Annotated in this window: 14 protein-coding genes; 10 read left to right on the top strand and 4 right to left on the bottom strand. The window is 72.5% G+C overall.

Translation table 11 applies throughout. From position 1 onward, the window contains the following. Positions 1–352 precede the first annotated feature (352 nt). Entirely contained in the window at positions 353–1,741 is a 1,389-nt protein-coding gene (locus tag G9272_RS39215) for a glycoside hydrolase family 43 protein (RefSeq protein ID WP_171400965.1), read from the bottom strand. A gap of 249 nt (positions 1,742–1,990) precedes the next feature. Here G9272_RS39215 and G9272_RS39210 point away from each other — a divergent pair, with 249 nt between their 5' ends. The 4 genes from G9272_RS39210 to G9272_RS39195 all read left to right on the top strand — a co-directional run bounded on the left by G9272_RS39210 (position 1,991) and on the right by G9272_RS39195 (position 5,669). Further along, entirely contained in the window at positions 1,991–3,439 is a 1,449-nt protein-coding gene (locus G9272_RS39210) for an amidase (protein ID WP_171400964.1), read from the top strand. A 2-nt stretch (positions 3,440–3,441) separates the two neighbouring features. Continuing rightward, a complete protein-coding gene (locus G9272_RS39205) occupies positions 3,442–3,660 on the top strand; it encodes a hypothetical protein (RefSeq protein WP_253268076.1) in 219 nt (72 codons plus the stop codon). Between the two features lie 135 nt (positions 3,661–3,795). Next, entirely contained in the window at positions 3,796–5,178 is a 1,383-nt protein-coding gene (locus G9272_RS39200) for a flotillin family protein (RefSeq protein WP_171400963.1), read from the top strand. A 44-nt stretch (positions 5,179–5,222) separates the two neighbouring features. Beyond that, a complete protein-coding gene (locus G9272_RS39195) occupies positions 5,223–5,669 on the top strand; it encodes a type II toxin-antitoxin system PemK/MazF family toxin (protein WP_171400962.1) in 447 nt (148 codons plus the stop codon). Here G9272_RS39195 and G9272_RS39190 read toward each other — a convergent pair. Then, the gene (locus G9272_RS39190; RefSeq protein ID WP_171400961.1) at positions 5,654–6,514 is read right to left on the bottom strand and encodes a TIGR02452 family protein; all 861 of its coding nucleotides are present in this window, start codon (positions 6,512–6,514) and stop codon (positions 5,654–5,656) included. The genes G9272_RS39195 and G9272_RS39190 overlap by 16 nt on opposite strands. Positions 6,515–6,822: 308 nt before the next feature. Here G9272_RS39190 and egtA point away from each other — a divergent pair, with 308 nt between their 5' ends. The 4 genes from egtA to egtD are packed head-to-tail and all read left to right on the top strand — an operon-like array spanning position 6,823 to position 11,241. Next, positions 6,823–8,124 (top strand): ergothioneine biosynthesis glutamate--cysteine ligase EgtA, encoded by a 1,302-nt coding sequence (gene egtA / locus G9272_RS39185; protein WP_171400960.1) that lies wholly within the window; start codon positions 6,823–6,825, stop codon positions 8,122–8,124. Beyond that, a complete protein-coding gene (gene egtB, locus G9272_RS39180; RefSeq protein ID WP_171400959.1) occupies positions 8,121–9,491 on the top strand; it encodes an ergothioneine biosynthesis protein EgtB in 1,371 nt (456 codons plus the stop codon). The genes egtA and egtB overlap by 4 nt, the downstream gene beginning before the upstream one ends. Then, positions 9,491–10,282, top strand: coding sequence for an ergothioneine biosynthesis protein EgtC (gene egtC / locus G9272_RS39175; RefSeq protein ID WP_171400958.1), 792 nt, complete (start codon positions 9,491–9,493; stop codon positions 10,280–10,282). The genes egtB and egtC overlap by 1 nt, the downstream gene beginning before the upstream one ends. Then, on the top strand, positions 10,279–11,241 hold the full coding sequence (gene egtD, locus G9272_RS39170) for an L-histidine N(alpha)-methyltransferase (RefSeq protein ID WP_171400957.1): 963 nt from the start codon (positions 10,279–10,281) through the stop codon (positions 11,239–11,241). The genes egtC and egtD overlap by 4 nt, the downstream gene beginning before the upstream one ends. A gap of 57 nt (positions 11,242–11,298) precedes the next feature. On the opposite strand, the gene G9272_RS39165 is transcribed toward egtD, so the two are convergent. Next, positions 11,299–12,558, bottom strand: coding sequence for an extracellular solute-binding protein (locus G9272_RS39165; protein WP_171400956.1), 1,260 nt, complete (start codon positions 12,556–12,558; stop codon positions 11,299–11,301). Positions 12,559–12,788: 230 nt separating this feature from the next. On the opposite strand from G9272_RS39165, the gene G9272_RS39160 reads away from it, so the two are divergent. Continuing rightward, positions 12,789–13,004 (top strand): dodecin, encoded by a 216-nt coding sequence (locus G9272_RS39160; RefSeq protein WP_171400955.1) that lies wholly within the window; start codon positions 12,789–12,791, stop codon positions 13,002–13,004. A 72-nt stretch (positions 13,005–13,076) separates the two neighbouring features. On the opposite strand, the gene G9272_RS39155 is transcribed toward G9272_RS39160, so the two are convergent. After that, positions 13,077–13,568 carry an LNS2 domain-containing protein gene (locus tag G9272_RS39155; protein WP_171400954.1) on the bottom strand — a complete coding sequence of 164 codons (492 nt, stop codon included), beginning with the start codon at positions 13,566–13,568 and terminating at the stop codon, positions 13,077–13,079. Positions 13,569–13,685: 117 nt separating this feature from the next. Between G9272_RS39155 and G9272_RS39150 the strand changes: the two genes are divergently transcribed. Further along, positions 13,686–14,699, top strand: coding sequence for an LLM class flavin-dependent oxidoreductase (locus tag G9272_RS39150; protein WP_171400953.1), 1,014 nt, complete (start codon positions 13,686–13,688; stop codon positions 14,697–14,699). The last annotated feature ends 24 nt before the right edge of the window (positions 14,700–14,723 follow it).

Here is a 14,723-nt window from a genome sequence, read left to right as displayed (position 1 = left end):
TCACCTTTCCATGGACCCGACCTGGGCACGGGGCCAGGGCGATGGACGTCATGAGGGTGGTCCCCCCGTTTTCCCGAGACCCCGGCCCCCCGTGGCCACATGCGGCGCGGCGGCCGAATGCGGTCCGCGCCGTGCGGCGGGTCTCACCTGTCCCGATCATTCGTGAACGTTAAAGAAGCCGCAATGTCAAATGACGGACCTTCGAGGGTTTCTGGCTTGGTCCTCCGGGCCTCCTCGAGGGACGCCCGGACGGCGGAGGCCCGCGGTCGCATCGACCGCGGGCCTCTCGTGGGCGCGCAGGAAAGTGAGCAGGGTGAGCGGCGGGGTGAGCAGGGAGTGAGCAGGAGGCGGCTCAGGCCCAGGCGGTCGCCGCCACGAAGGAGCTGTCCTGGCGGAACAGGTCCGTGCCGTCGGGCTGTTCCACCCGGAGCTGGTAGTTGTAGTGGCGCAGGTAGTAGCCGGGGTAGTTGTACGACTCGAAGCGGACCGAACCGCTCGCCGATCCCGTCCGGGCGATGAAGGTGGCGTCCTTCGCGAAGGACGCCGTGCCGTCGTTGGCGTCGAAGCGGCCCCGGAAGGAGTAGTGGCGCAGGTAGTTGCCGGCGGCGTCGCGGAAGGAGTACGCGTTCGCGTCGGCGAGGCCCGCCACGACGGTGAAGGTGGACGCCTGCTTCTCGGCGGTGGTGCTGGAGCTGGTCACCACGGGCAGGTTGAGCAGGGCGGACTGCTCCTGCCAGTAGCGGGTGGTGTAGTTGGCGGACCGGAGGGAGCGGGTGACGTTCTTCGTGAGGGTGGGGCCACCGGTCACCGTCTCCTTGATGACCGTGAAGTGGCGTGCCGTGCCGGAGATGCCGGGCAGCGCCTTGGGCGCGCTCCAGGTGGCGAAGGAGTCGTAGCTGTCGCTCCAGTAGTAGTTGCCGTCGCCGTAGCCGTCGAAGAAGATCCGCCAGGCGCCGTTGTCGAGCTGGATGACGGACGGGCCCTCGCGGTAGCTGCCCCAGCCCGCCCAGTCACCTGTCCTGGTGATCGTGTAGGGGCCGGCCAGGCTCGACGCCGTGCCGTACTCGATGTACTTCGCCGTCTCGTTCTTCGTGAACGCGTGGTAGGTCGAGCCGACCTTCACGATGTAGGTGTCGATGTGGTTCGGCCCGATGCCGGACAGGGCGACCGGTGAACTCCAGGCGGTGAGCGCGGAGTTGGTGGCCTTCAGCAGATACGGGGTGAAGATCCACTCGTCGCTGGTCACCGAGCAGGACACGATGACGTTGACGCTGCCGTCGCTGTCGACGAACCACTCCGGCGCCCAGGCGCGGGAGAGGTTGGCGATCGGGACCGTGTAGTCGTACAGGAACGTCCAGTTGACCCGGTCGGAGCTGCGGGCGAAGCCGATGGTGGTGCTGGCGTCCTGCCAGGTGTGGGTGGTGTAGGTGACGTAGTAGTAGCCGTTGGTGTGCTTGAAGACGCTCGCGTCGCGGATGCGGTTGCTCGGCGGGGTGTAGGCGGAGGACTGCACCAGCCGGAAGTCGGTGGCGTCGTCGGACTGGTAGACGTTCACCGTTCCGTCGTCGCTGTTGAGGAACGGCACGATCGTGTAGCGGGTGGCCGAACCGGCGGCCGGTGCGGCGGCCAGGGCCGTGCCGAGCAGGCCGGGCGCTTCGCCGAGCACGAGTGCCGTGGCGGGCAGGACGGCCATCGCGCGCAGCAGGGCACGGCGGGACGGGGCGGGGGGACGGGTCGTCATGGCGGCTCTCCTACGGCTCAAGGTTCGAAATTCCGAACAAAGTTCGGAAAGTCGATCAGAAGGTAGGGGCGAGGCAGGAACACGTCAATCCTTTGCGCAGGAACGGACGATGCCTGTGGGACGTCTGTGGCGGGGCGGGCCGCCGCCCTTGTGGCGGACGGTCAAACCCTCTCCGTCCGCGCGCCGTTCCACCGCCGGGCCGCCAGACGTTACCGTGCGGTAGACATCGTCGTCCCGGAGGTGCCCCGCATGACGCCCGACCGTGCCGCAGGCCTGACGGCCACCGCCCGCGCGCTGGCCGAGGGCGAGGTGTCCTCCCGCACGCTCGTCGAGCGGACCCTCGCCCGGATCGACGCGAGCCAGAGCACCCTCAACGCCTTCCGGATCATCCGGGCCGAGGCAGCGCTCGCCGAAGCCGACGCGGCCGACCGGGAGTTGGCGGCCGGGGGCCGGCGGCCGCTGCTCGGAGTCCCCGTCGCCGTCAAGGACGACATGGACGTGGCGGGCGAGCCGACCGCCTTCGGCTGTCAGGGCGTGCACCCCACGGTCACCGAGGACGGCGAGGCGGTACGGCGGCTGCGCGCCGCCGGGGCCGTGATCGTCGGCAAGACCAACACCTGCGAGCTGGGACAGTGGCCGTTCACCGAGGGCCCGGCCTTCGGTGCGACCCGCAACCCGTGGAGCACCGAGCACACCCCGGGCGGCTCCTCCGGCGGTTCGGCGGCCGCGGTCGCGGCGGGTCTGGTGCCGGCCGCGCTCGGCTCGGACGGGGCCGGCTCGGTCCGCATCCCCGCCTCCTGGACGCATCTGGTCGGCATCAAGCCGCAGCGCGGCCGGGTCTCGACCTGGCCGCGCGGCGAGTCCTTCCACGGCATCACCGTCAACGGCACGCTGGCCCGTACGGTCGCGGACGCGGCGCTGCTGCTCGACGCGGCGAGCGGCAACCACGCGCACGACCCGCACCGGCCGCCCGCCGTCGACGCCTCGGCGGCGGTGGGCCGTGACCCCGGCCGGCTGCGGATCGCGCTGTCGCTGAAGCCCCCGTTCACCGCCGTACCCGCCCGGCTGCGCCCCGAGGTGCGCGCCCGCGTCCTCGAAGTCGCCGAGACGCTGGCGGGCCTCGGGCACACCGTCGAGGAGGCCGACCCGCCGTACGGACAGATCGGCCTCACCTTCGTGCCCCGGGCGACCGCGGGCATCGCCGAGCGGGTCGCCGAGGCCCCTTTCCCCGCGCTTCTCGACCGGCGCACCCGGGGCGCCGCCCGGCTGGGCCGGCTGCTGGGCGGGGTCCCGCTGCGGGCCGCCCGGCGCGCGGAGGCCGTCCTGCACCGCCGTATCGGGGGTTTCTTCGACAAGTACGACGTGATCCTCGCGCCGACGACGGCCGCTCCCCCGCCCCGCATCGGGGCCATGCTGCACCTGAGCGGATTCGCCACCGACCGCGCGATGATCGCCGCCTGCCCCTACGCCTGGCCGTGGAACGTGCTGGGCTGGCCCGGCGTCAACGTCCCCGCGGGCTTCGCGCCCGGCGGGCTGCCGGTCGGGGCGCAGCTGCTCGGCCCGGCGAACAGCGAGCCGCTGCTGATCTCGCTCGCCGCGCAGCTGGAGGCGCAACGGCGCTGGCACGAGATGTGGCCGCCGGAGCCGGTCACCGTGGAAAGCCCTGCGGTGGAAGGGCGTTCCGCCCCTACTCTGTGACCATGGACGATACGTCGATGGTCGGGCTCATGGGGCGGGTCACCGGAACGGTCGGGCCCGGGCTCGTCGGCGAGGTGATCGTCCGCGTGCGCGGCGGCGCGGAGCACTTCCTGGCCTACGCCGCCGCCGGCACGGAACGCATCGAGCGGGGGACGATGGTGACGGTGGTGGAGTACCTTCCGCCGCGGACGGTCTATGTCGCGGCGATGTACGGCGGTTGAAGCGGCACGTGCCCGTCGTGTGCCGTATGTACCAAGCGGGCAACAGCGGTTCGGCCCTGTCTGTACACGGCTCGTGCGCGGGCCCACACTCCCGTTACGTTCGGTGCCCGAGGGCACCCTGCACCGGGGGAGTGCATGCCCATGGAAGTCGGTCTCATCGTCGGGGCGGCAATCGGCGCCGTCCTCGTCCTGATCGGTGCGTTCAAGTTGATGTGGCGGGTCGCGGAGCCCAACGAGGCGCTCATCATCTCTGGTTCGAAGCACAAGCTGGAGGGGCTCGAGGAGGGAATGGGCTTCCGGATCGTCACCGGGCGCGGCACGCTCGTGACGCCCGGCATGCAGGCCGTGCGCAAGCTCTCGCTCGACCTGAACCAGACGGAACTGCACGTGGACTGCGTCACCCACCAGGGCATTCCGCTGAAGGTGCGGGGCGTGGTCATCTTCAAGGTGGGCGACGACTTCGTGTCGATCGCCAACGCGGCCCGCCGCTTCCTCGACCAGCAGAAGCTGATGGCCGAGCGCGTCCACACCGTGTTCGCCGGTCATCTGCGGGCCATCGTCGGCGGCTTGACGGTCGAGGACATGATCCGCGACCGGGAGAAGCTGACCGGGCAGGCCCGTGCCGCGTGCGGCACGGAGATGGAGAAACTGGGCCTGATCGTGGACTCGCTCCAGATCCACGAGATCGAGGACCCGACCGGGTACATCAAGAACCTGTCCGCCCCGCATCTGGCGGCCGTGCGGCGGGACGCGCGCATCGCGCAGGCGGAGGCCGACCGGCTCGCCACCGAGGCCGAGCAGCTGGCGTTCGGGCGGATGGCCGAGGCCACCCGGGACAGCGAGATCCTCAAGGCCGGGTACCAGGCCGAACAGGACAAGGCCAACGCCAAGGCCCGCCAGGCCGGACCGCTCGCCGACGCCGCGGCCCGCCAGGAGGTCGTGGTCCAGGAGACCCGGGTCGCCGAACTGGAGGCGCAGCGGCGCGAGCAGCAGCTCCAGGCCGATGTCCGCAAGCCGGCCGACGCCAAGGCGTACGAGAAGCGGACGCTGGCCGAGGCCGAGCGCGACGCCCGGATCTCGGCGGCCGAGGCCAAGGCGACGGAGACCCGGTCCACCGGTGAGGCGGAGGCCGCCGCCACGCAGGCGAAGGGCCTGGCGAAGGCCGAGGCGAACCGGGCCCAGGGCCTCGCCGAGGCCGACGCGATCAAGGCCCGCGCCGCCGCCCTCGCCGAGAACCAGGAGGCCGTCGTCGCACAGCAACTCGCGGAGAAGTGGCCGGAGATCGTCCAGGCGGGCGCGTCCGCCTTCGGCAACGTCGACAACATGGTGGTGCTCAACGGCGCCGACGGCGTGGCCGACATGTTGGCCAAGGCGCTCACCATGGGCGGGACGGGGCTGGGGCTGGCCCGTCAGCTGCTCTCCTCGATGAACCAGAACGGGCAGGCGGTGAACGGGACTTCCTCCCTCAACGGGACGGCGAACCCGGCGTCGCAGCGTGTGCCGGTCGAGGAGAAGTGAACCGCTGACGAAGTGGTCACGGGGGTACCCCTTAGGGTGCCCCCGTGACCGCGTTTACCGATGAAGACGTCCCGGGCCGCTCCGGCCCCTCCGCCACCACCGAGGCCGACCCCCGCGAGGTCGGCCGGGTGCGCACCGAGTACTCCCCCGCCCACGACGGCGACCCGGACCCCGGCGAGATCGTCTGGACCTGGGTGCCCTTCGAGGAGAACGACGGCCGGGGCAAGGACCGCCCGGTGCTCGTCGTCGCCCGGGAGGCGGGCGGGACCTTCCTCGCCGTACAGCTGTCGAGCAAGCGGCACGACGGCGACCGCGAGTGGGTGCCGATCGGCGGCGGGCCCTGGGACCGGTCCGGGCGGGACTCCTGGGTGGACGTCGACCGCGTTCTGCGGCTGCACGAGGACGGCATGCGCCGTGAGGCCTGCGCGCTGGACCGGATGCGGTTCAACCTGGTCCGGCACCGCCTGCACGAGCGCTACGGCTGGACCTGAGGGCCCTTCCGGTCGAACACCCTCTCGAAAGCGCCCAGCACCACGCTTCCCGGCGTCCGGTCCAGCACCCCGAACGCCACATGATCGAACGTACGCTCGAACCGCCCGCCGGGGCCGAGCAGCGCCCGGAACGCCCCCGCCACCTGCGCGGGGTCGTTGCGGAACACCCCGCAGCCCCACGCGCCCAGCACCAGGCGCCGGTAGCCGTGCGCGGCGGCGGTCTCCAGGACCCGCCCGGCCCGGACGGCCAACGCACCCGGCAACTCGGACGCGCGCTCCGGGGCCGTCCGCAGCACCACGCCCGCGTTCGGGGCGGCGGCCGTCAGAAAGCCGACGCCGTAGGGCTCGTCGAGCAGACGGCCCCGGTCGTCGCGGAAGACGGGCACGGCCGGTGAGTGGATGACGCGGTCCGTGTAGAACGGGTCGCGGTGGGCGCGGTGGTGGTCGTAGAACTCGCGGGCCTCGAGCAGACACGTGTACAGCGCGGAGGCCCGGCACAGGGCCTCCTCCTGCGCCTGGGCCCCGTTGAGGTAGCCGCCGCCGGGATTGCGGGCGGAGGCGAAGTTCAGCACGGCGACCGGGCCGGCGTCGGCGAGCCGGCGGGCCGCCTCCAGGCTGCTCTCGCCGGTGACCTCGACGAGCGTGTCACCGAAGGCGTGCGCCGGAGAGTTCACGGCCGGCCCCTCCGGCACCTCGACCGGACCCGGTCCCGCCATCCGCGTCCCCACCCGGGCGGTCTCGATCGCCGCGGAGAGGGACACCTCGCGCCCGTCGGACGCGCGGTAGCGCCCCGCCGCGACGATCTCCTCCGTCTCCCGCGCGATGCCGCGCAGCCGCGCGCTCATGGGGCCACCCCCGTGGACTCCATGGCCGCGCGCCGCGCCGTCCCCCGTGCCCCGCCCGTCTCCCCCGTCGTGCTCATACACGCATCGTGAGCGATCCTGGACATCGCGTGCAACAGAGTTTCCCGGGCCGGGAAACACTCCGCGGACCGGTCGGGAACCCCTGGAAAACAGCTCGAACTCGGTCCCGAATGTACGGTTGTGTACCCTTGTGCGGATCCGTTCGAGGGTTTTGGGTGGGACGAGCGATGCCTGTCCGGCCGCACCGAGGCCGGACCGGTGGCATGGTGGAATCTCAGGAGGATCCCGACATGTCCGACTCAGTCAGTGACTGTACCGACGAGACCCCGTCCCGCGGCGCCCTCACCGAAGCCGAGGTGGAGGCCCTGGTCAGGGGCATCTGTTTCAAGACCGGACCACCTCGCACCGTCGGGGTCGAGGTGGAATGGCTCGTCCACGAGCTGCGCGAGCCGCGGCTCCCCGTCACACCCGAACGACTCGAAGCGGCCTACGCCGCACTGCGCACCCTGCCCCTGAGCTCACCGCTCACCGTCGAACCCGGCGGCCAGCTGGAACTGAGCTCGCCGCCCGCCGCCTCCCTGATGGAGTGCGTGGGCACCGTCTCCGCCGATCTGACCGCCGTCCGCGCGGTCCTGGCCGAGCAGGGTCTCGTACTCTCCGGCAACGGCACGGACCCCTGGCGCACACCCCGCAGGTTCCTCCACGAGCCCCGTTACGACGCCATGGAGGCGTGCCTCGACCGCACGGGCCCGGCCGGCCGCGCCATGATGTGCACCTCGGCCTCCGTGCAGGTCTGCCTGGACGCCGGGTACGAGGAGCCCGGCCCCCTGGGGCACGGGCGGCGCTGGTGGCTGTCGCACACGCTCGGCGCCGTCCTGGTGGCGGCCTTCGCCAACTCCCCGCTGCTCGGCGGCGCCCCCACCGGCTGGCGTTCCACCCGGCAGCTGCTGTGGACGGAGATCGGCGCCGGCCGCGCGGGCGGACCCGCCCTGGACGGCGATCCGCGCGCGGCCTGGGCCCGGCATGTGCTGGACGCGCCGGTGATGTGCGTACGGCGCGACAGCGGGCCGTGGGAGGTGCCCGACCGGCTCACCTTCCGGCAGTGGACCCGGACGGGAGCACCGACCCGGGAGGATCTCGACTACCACCTCACCACGCTGTTCCCGCCGGTCAGACCACGCGGGCACCTGGAGCTGCGCATGATCGACGCGCAGCCCGGCGACGACGGCTGGATCGTGCCGCTCGCCGTGACGACGGCGCTGTTCGACGATCCGGAGGCCGCCGAGAGCGTCTATCGCGCGGTGAAGCCGCTGGCCGAGCGGGCCCAGCCGCTGCCGGCCCCGCACAATCCGCTGTGGATCGACGCGGCCCGGTACGGACTGACCGACCCGGAGCTGCACGAGGTCGCCGTCGCCTGCTTCACCACGGCTCTGCGGGCCCTGCCCCGCCTCGGCGCCACCGAGGCGGTGACGGACGCCGTGTCGGACTACCTGGAGCGGTACGTCCTCAAGGGCCGTACCCCCGCCGACGACCTGCTCGACCGCCTGCGCGGCACGGACACCCGCGCGTACGGGAAGGACCTCCGCACATGACCGACCCCGCCCTGGACACCGGGCAGGCGCTGAACGCCGTTCCCGACCTGGACGACGGCCCCGGCCCGGACGCCGACACCCTCCGCGCCCGGGTGCTCGCCTCCCTCACCACGGCCCGGGAGCGCACCACGCTCCTGACGAGCTGTGTCGAGGAGCCCGACCTCACCGCCCAGCACTCCCCGCTGATGTCCCCCCTGGTGTGGGACCTCGCACACATCGGGAACCAGGAGGAGTTGTGGCTGCTGCGCACGGTGGCCGGCCGTGAGGCGATGCACCCCGAGATCGACGGCCTGTACGACGCCTTCGAGCACTCGCGCGCCGAACGGCCCTCCCTGCCGCTGCTGCCGCCCGGCGAGGCCCGCCGCTACGCGGCGGAGGTGCGCGGCCGGGTGATGGACGTGCTGGAGTCCGCCGACTTCGGCGGCACCCGGCTGACGGAGGCCGGTTTCGCCTTCGGGATGATCGCGCAACACGAACAGCAGCACGACGAGACCATGCTGATCACCCATCAGCTCCGTACCGGCCCCCAGGCACTCACCGCGCCCGACCCGGATCCGGTGCCGCTGTTCACCGGCCCGGCCGAGGTCCTCGTGCCCGGCGGCCCGTTCACCATGGGCACCTCCGGTGAGCCCTGGGCGCTGGACAACGAACGGCCGGCGCACCGGCGCGAGGTGGCCCCCTTCCACATCGACACCACCCCGGTGACGAACGGCGCGTACGAGGCGTTCATCGAGGACGGCGGCTACGACGACGAGCGCTGGTGGACGAAGGAGGGCTGGTCGCACATTCGCCGCAACGGCGTCCACGCGCCGCTGTTCTGGCACCGGGACGGCGGGCAGTGGCTGCGCCGCCGCTTCGGAGTCACCGAGGTCGTACCGCCCGACGAGCCGGTGCTGCACGTGTGCTGGTACGAGGCCGACGCCTACGCCCGCTGGGCCGGACGCCGGCTGCCCACCGAGGCGGAGTGGGAGAAGGCGGCCCGCTTCGACCCGGCGACCGGGGGCTCGATGCGCTACCCGTGGGGCGACGCCGACCCCGCCCCCGAACATGCCAACCTGGGCCAGCGCCACCTGCGGCCGGCCCCGGCGGGCAGCTACCCGGCGGGGGAATCCCCGCTCGGGGTACGGCAGTTGATCGGTGACGTGTGGGAGTGGACGTCCAGCGACTTCCTTCCCTACCCCGGTTTCCGCATGTTCCCGTACAAGGAGTACTCGGAGGTGTTCTTCGGCCCCGAGTACAAGGTGCTGCGCGGCGGCTCCTTCGCGGTGGACCCGGTGGCCTGCCGGGGCACGTTCCGCAACTGGGACTACCCGATCCGGCGGCAGATCTTCTCCGGGTTCCGCACGGCCCGCTCAGGGGCCGTCTGATGTGCCGTCACCTCGCGTATCTGGGGCACGGGGAGCCGCTCGGGCGGCTCCTCCTGGAGCCCCCGCACAGTCTGTACCGGCAATCGTGGGCGCCCCGGCGGCAGCGGCACGGGACGGTCAACGCCGATGGTTTCGGGGTCGGTTGGTACGCCGAAGGGGACCCGGTGCCGGCCCGCTACCGCCGGGCCGGCCCCATCTGGTCGGACCTGTCCTTCGCCGACCTGGCCCGGGTCGTACGCAGCCGGGCGCTGCTGGCCGCCGTACGGGACGCGACGCTGGCGGGTGCCGACGCGGAGGCCGCGGCGGCGCCGTACGCGGCCGGGACCTGGCTGTTCAGCCACAACGGGGCGGTCGCGGGCTGGCCGCGCTCACTGGAGTCGCTGACCGGTTCGCTGCCCGCCGCGGACCTGCTGTCGATGGAGGCGCGCAACGACTCCGCGTTCGTCTGGGCGCTGATCCTCGCCCGGCTGCGCGCCGGCGACACGGGGAGCCAGGCACTGGCGGACACCGTGCTCGAGGTCGCCGCGGCGGCTCCCGGCTCGCGCCTCAACCTGCTTCTCACCGACGGGGAGTCCATCACCGCCACCGCCTGGGGCGACACCCTCTGGTATCTGGCGGAGCCCGGCCGGGGCACGGTCGTGGCCTCCGAACCGTACGACGACGATCCGCGCTGGCAGGAGGTCCCCGACCGCACCCTGCTCGCGGCGAGCCGCGCCGACGTCCTGCTCACCCCGCTCAAGGAACCGAGCACCGACACGGCATCCGCACCAACCGAGGAGACCGGCACGTGAGCCCGTTCCGCATCACCCGCACCCTCCCCGAGGACGCCACGGACGCCGCCCTGCGCGCCGACGTCCAGCGCGGCCTCACCGACACCCCGAAGACCCTGCCGCCGAAGTGGTTCTACGACGCGCACGGCAGTGAGCTGTTCGAGCGGATCACCGAACTGCCCGAGTACTACCCGACACGCGCCGAGCGCGAGATCCTCGTGGACCGGGCCGGCGAGATCGCCGCGGCGGCCCGTGCCCGCACGCTCGTCGAACTCGGCTCGGGCTCCTCGGAGAAGACCCGCTATCTGATCGACGCGCTGACCGACCTGGACACCTATGTGCCCGTCGACGTCAGCGAGAGCGCCCTCACCCAGGCCGGGCAGGCCCTGATCGCCGAGCGGCCGGGGATGGACGTGCACGCCCTGATCGCCGACTTCACGGCGGCACTGGCACTGCCCGACACCCCGGGGCCGCGCCTCGTGGCGTTCCTCGGCGGCACGATCGGCAACCTGCTGCCGGCCGAGCGCGCGCTGTTCCTCGCCTCGGTGCGCGCGCTGCTCGCGCCGGGCGACACGCTGCTGCTGGGCACCGACCTCGTCAAGGACGAGCGGGTGCTGGTGCGGGCGTACGACGACGCGGCCGGGGTGACGGCCGAGTTCAACAAGAACGTGCTGGCCGTGGTCAACCGTGAGCTGGGCGCCGACTTCGACCCCGGAGCCTTCGACCACGTCGCTCTCTGGGACGCGGGGAACGAGTGGATCGAGATGCGGCTGCGCTCCCGTACGGCGCAGACCGTGAAGGTTCCCGCACTCGATCTCGCCGTCGACTTCGCGGCCGGCGAGGAACTGCGCACCGAGGTGTCGGCGAAGTTCCGGGAGGACGGAGTGCGCACGGAACTGGCCGCCGTCGGCCTGGAGTTGAGCCACTGGTGGACGGACGGCGCGGGCCGCTTCGCGCTGTCACTGAGCACCGTCCGCTGAGCACCGTCCGCTGAGCAGCGCGCCCACTGAGCGCCGACCACAGCGCGGCCGAGGCCGTCAGAAGGCCACCGTCAGCGCCTCCGTGATCCGGCGGGCGGCGCGGCGGGCCTCGGTCGCCGGGTCGGCACCGGTGAGCACCTTCGTCATGTAGTCCTTGATCGGGTTGTCCGCCTCGACGGCGGCCCACTCGGGTGTGCTGGGGGTCGCGCGGCCCTGCGCGGCCCCCGCCGCCATGGCCGCGACCCCCTCCTCACCGGCGACGGACTTCGCCAGCTTCGCCTTGTTCGGCACGTAGTTCATGGTGCGGGCCAGTTCGGTGTCCCACTCTGCGCCGGTCAGCGCGGCGACCACCGCGATGGCACCCTCCCGGGCGTCGGTGTCGACCGGGACGACGAGGTCGGAGCCGCCGGTGAAGACCGCGCCGGGCCGGCCCGCGCGCTTGCCGGGAACGGGAAAGAAGCCCAACTCGCCCTCCAGGGCGGGATTCTGCTGCACCACCGCGCGGGCCAGTCCGGGCACGGCCACGATCTGCGCCACCTTGCCCGTGGCGAACACCCCTGCCTGGGGCGGATGTTCCTCGTCCGCCGCCACGGGACCGCCGCCGAGGGACTGGAGCCGCCGGTAGAAGTCCATACCGCGCAGGGCGGCCCGGGTGTCGAGGGCGCCCTCCCAGCGGCCGCCGTCCTCGGTGGCGAGGTCGCCGCCCTCGTCCCAGATGAACCCGGCGAGCGTGTACCAGTCCTGCCCGGCCAGGTAGATGCCCTGGTTCCCGCCCGAGTTCAGCTTCTCGGTGGCGGCCAGCCACTCGGCGCGGGTGGCGGGCGGGGCGGTGACGCCGGCCTGCTCGAAGAGGTCCTTGCGGTAGATCACGACCCGGTTCGCGGCGTACCAGGGGATGCCGTACTGGTGGAAGCGCTGCTGTCCGGGTTCGGCGAGGCCGGGCAGCCAGTCGTCCCGGCCCCACTTCGCGGCGGACTCCAGGGTCAGGTCGAGCAGTCCGTGGCCGTCGACGTACTGCGGGACCTGGGTGTTGCCGACCTCGATGACGTCCGGCCCGTTCCCGTCGTCGGCCTCCAGCGCGGCCTCCACCTTGCCGCCGATCCCGGTCCACTCCTGGATACGGATGTCGAGGTCGAGGTCCGGGTGGTCGTGTTCGAAGTCCTCGGTGAACCGGTCCAGGAACTCCTGCGACGCGCTGTCCTTCATCAGCCACACCGTGACCGTCCGGCGGTCGGGTCCCCCGGTCCCCGGCAGCACGCCACAGGCGGTCAGGAGGCAGGCGGACACGCAGAGGAGGGCGAGGAGGCGACGTCTCACGGGGGTCCTGTTCTGCCCGGCGGACGGGGCGAGGGGCCCGACGTGGGGGACGAGCGCGGCGCTCGTACGGGTGCCCCGGATTTTGGTATGGACCAATACGAGGGGTCAAGAGGGGCCGGGCGGAAGGAACCCGTCCGGTCCGACGCCTCGCGCTCCGCCGCAGCTTGGGGCACGGTGGAGTGACGCGTGACACACGTGACGAGGCCGTCACGGTCGAGAGGAGCACCCTGATGTCGAAGCACACCTACCGGGTCACGGAGATCGTCGGCACCTCGCCGGACGGCGTCGACGACGCCATCCGCAACGGCATCACCCGCGCCTCGCAGACCCTGCGCAACCTGGACTGGTTCGAGGTGACGCAGGTGCGCGGCCAGATCGAGAACGGCGACATCGCGCACTGGCAGGTGGGCCTGAAGGTCGGCTTCCGCCTGGACGAGTCGAACTGACGGTCGAACTCCGACACCCTCCACACAGGGCCGCGCCCTCTTGTACGGCCGGCCCTCGGGCCCGGCCGACCCTCAGGTACGTCCCTCGCGCTCCTGCGCCTGCTTCAGCGTGCCCGAGGGGGCCGTCCAGCGCGCCAGGACGACCGTGAAGCCGGCCCGTCGGGCGTCGCCGCACACCAGCTCGTCGTCGTCCACCAGGACGCGCACCTCCCGGTCGCGGGCCAGTCGGCGAAGAGTCTCCAACTTGGTGCGCCGGGCGGGCCTGCGGTCGTCGTTGCGCCGCATGTGGACGCGGCCCTCCGGCAGCCCCTGCGCGGCGAGCCACTCCAGCGTGTCGCGTCGGCAGCGCTCGGGCCGGCCGGTGAGGTAGACGACCTCGCACTCCTCGGCGCGGGCCAGCACCATCGCGACGCCCTCCGGGATCGGCGGGTCCTGCGGCGCGGCCGCGAAGAACGCGTCCCAGTCCCGCGGACTGCGCTCCAGGAACCGCTGCCGGTGGGCCGTGTCGGCGAGGGTGTTGTCCAGGTCGAAGACGGCGACGGGCCGCTTGCTGCTGTCGGTCACACCATCACCCTAGCCAGTCGGCAATTGCCGGCGAGCGCGCGTCGACACAGCGGGTGATTCCCCGCACGGCACGCGCCGTGCGGGGAATCCAGCGGGCCCCGCGGTGTTGAACCCCGTATGAGCTCCGTGATCGCCTCGGCCCGCTTCTCCGTCCTCGACCGCTCGCGCACGCGCGAGGGCCACACCGCCGCCGCGGCGCTCCGGGACACCGTGCGGCTGGCGCGGGAGGCGGAGGCGCTGGGCTACCACCGGTTCTGGGTGTCGGAGCACCACGGGGTGCCCGGGGTCGCCGGATCGGCGCCCACCGTGCTGGCCGCGGCCGTGGCCGGCGCGACGGACCGGATCCGGGTCGGCACCGGCGGGGTGATGTTGCCCAACCACCGGCCCCTGGTCGTGGCCGAGCAGTTCGGCGTCCTGGAGTCCCTCTTCCCGGGCCGCGTCGACATGGGCCTGGGACGCTCGGTGGGCTTCACCGACGGCGTGCGCAAGGCACTGGGGCGGGACAAGGACGACGCGGACGACTTCGCGGGGCAGCTCCAGGAACTGCTCGGCTGGTTCCTCGGCACCTCGCCCACGGGGGTGCACGCACGGCCCCCGGAAGGACTGACCGTGCCGCCGTTCGTGCTCGCCATGGGCGAGGGCGCCGAGATCGCCGCCCGCGCGGGGCTGCCGCTGGTCATCGGCGACCTCCGCGGCCGCGAGAAGATGCGGCGCGGCATCGACCGCTACCGGGCCCTCTTCCGGCCCTCCCCCTGGGCGTCGGAGCCCTATGTGGTCATCTCCGGCACGATCGCGGTGGCAGGGACTCCCGAGGCGGCACGGCGGCTCCTGGTCCCGGAGGCCTGGTCGATGGCGTACTCCCGCACCCACGGCACCTTCCCGCCGCTGCCGCCCGCCGAAGAGGCCGAGGTCCGCGCGATGACCGCGAAGGAGCGCGGTTTCTACGAGTCCGGGCTCACCGGCCACCTCGCGGGCACCGAGGAGCAGGTCACGGACGAGCTGGAGACGGTGCTGAAGGAGACGGGGGCGCAGGAGGTCCTGGTCACCACCAGCACCTACGACCGTGCCGCGCTGCTGGACTCCTACCGGCGGCTCGCCGGGATCGTGCACGCGGAACGGAGCGGCGGCTGACCGCCGGCCCCCGCGCCGGTCACC

The sequence above is a fragment of the Streptomyces asoensis genome (genome assembly GCF_013085465.1).
GTDB classification, from domain to species: domain Bacteria; phylum Actinomycetota; class Actinomycetes; order Streptomycetales; family Streptomycetaceae; genus Streptomyces; species Streptomyces cacaoi_A.
Note: the sequence above shows the minus strand (reverse complement) of the source record. Positions and strands in the feature narration are given on the sequence as shown.

Coding starts and splice junctions, on each gene's coding strand:
- G9272_RS39160 (WP_171400955.1), top strand. CDS start 12,789: ATGTCGAAGCACACCTACCGGGTCACGGAGATCGTCGGCACCTCGCCG.
- G9272_RS39215 (WP_171400965.1), bottom strand. CDS start 1,741: ATGACGACCCGTCCCCCCGCCCCGTCCCGCCGTGCCCTGCTGCGCGCG.
- G9272_RS39150 (WP_171400953.1), top strand. CDS start 13,686: ATGAGCTCCGTGATCGCCTCGGCCCGCTTCTCCGTCCTCGACCGCTCG.
- egtA (WP_171400960.1), top strand. CDS start 6,823: ATGTCCGACTCAGTCAGTGACTGTACCGACGAGACCCCGTCCCGCGGC.
- G9272_RS39190 (WP_171400961.1), bottom strand. CDS start 6,514: ATGAGCGCGCGGCTGCGCGGCATCGCGCGGGAGACGGAGGAGATCGTC.
- G9272_RS39205 (WP_253268076.1), top strand. CDS start 3,442: ATGGACGATACGTCGATGGTCGGGCTCATGGGGCGGGTCACCGGAACG.
- G9272_RS39210 (WP_171400964.1), top strand. CDS start 1,991: ATGACGCCCGACCGTGCCGCAGGCCTGACGGCCACCGCCCGCGCGCTG.
- egtB (WP_171400959.1), top strand. CDS start 8,121: ATGACCGACCCCGCCCTGGACACCGGGCAGGCGCTGAACGCCGTTCCC.
- G9272_RS39200 (WP_171400963.1), top strand. CDS start 3,796: ATGCCCATGGAAGTCGGTCTCATCGTCGGGGCGGCAATCGGCGCCGTC.
- egtC (WP_171400958.1), top strand. CDS start 9,491: ATGTGCCGTCACCTCGCGTATCTGGGGCACGGGGAGCCGCTCGGGCGG.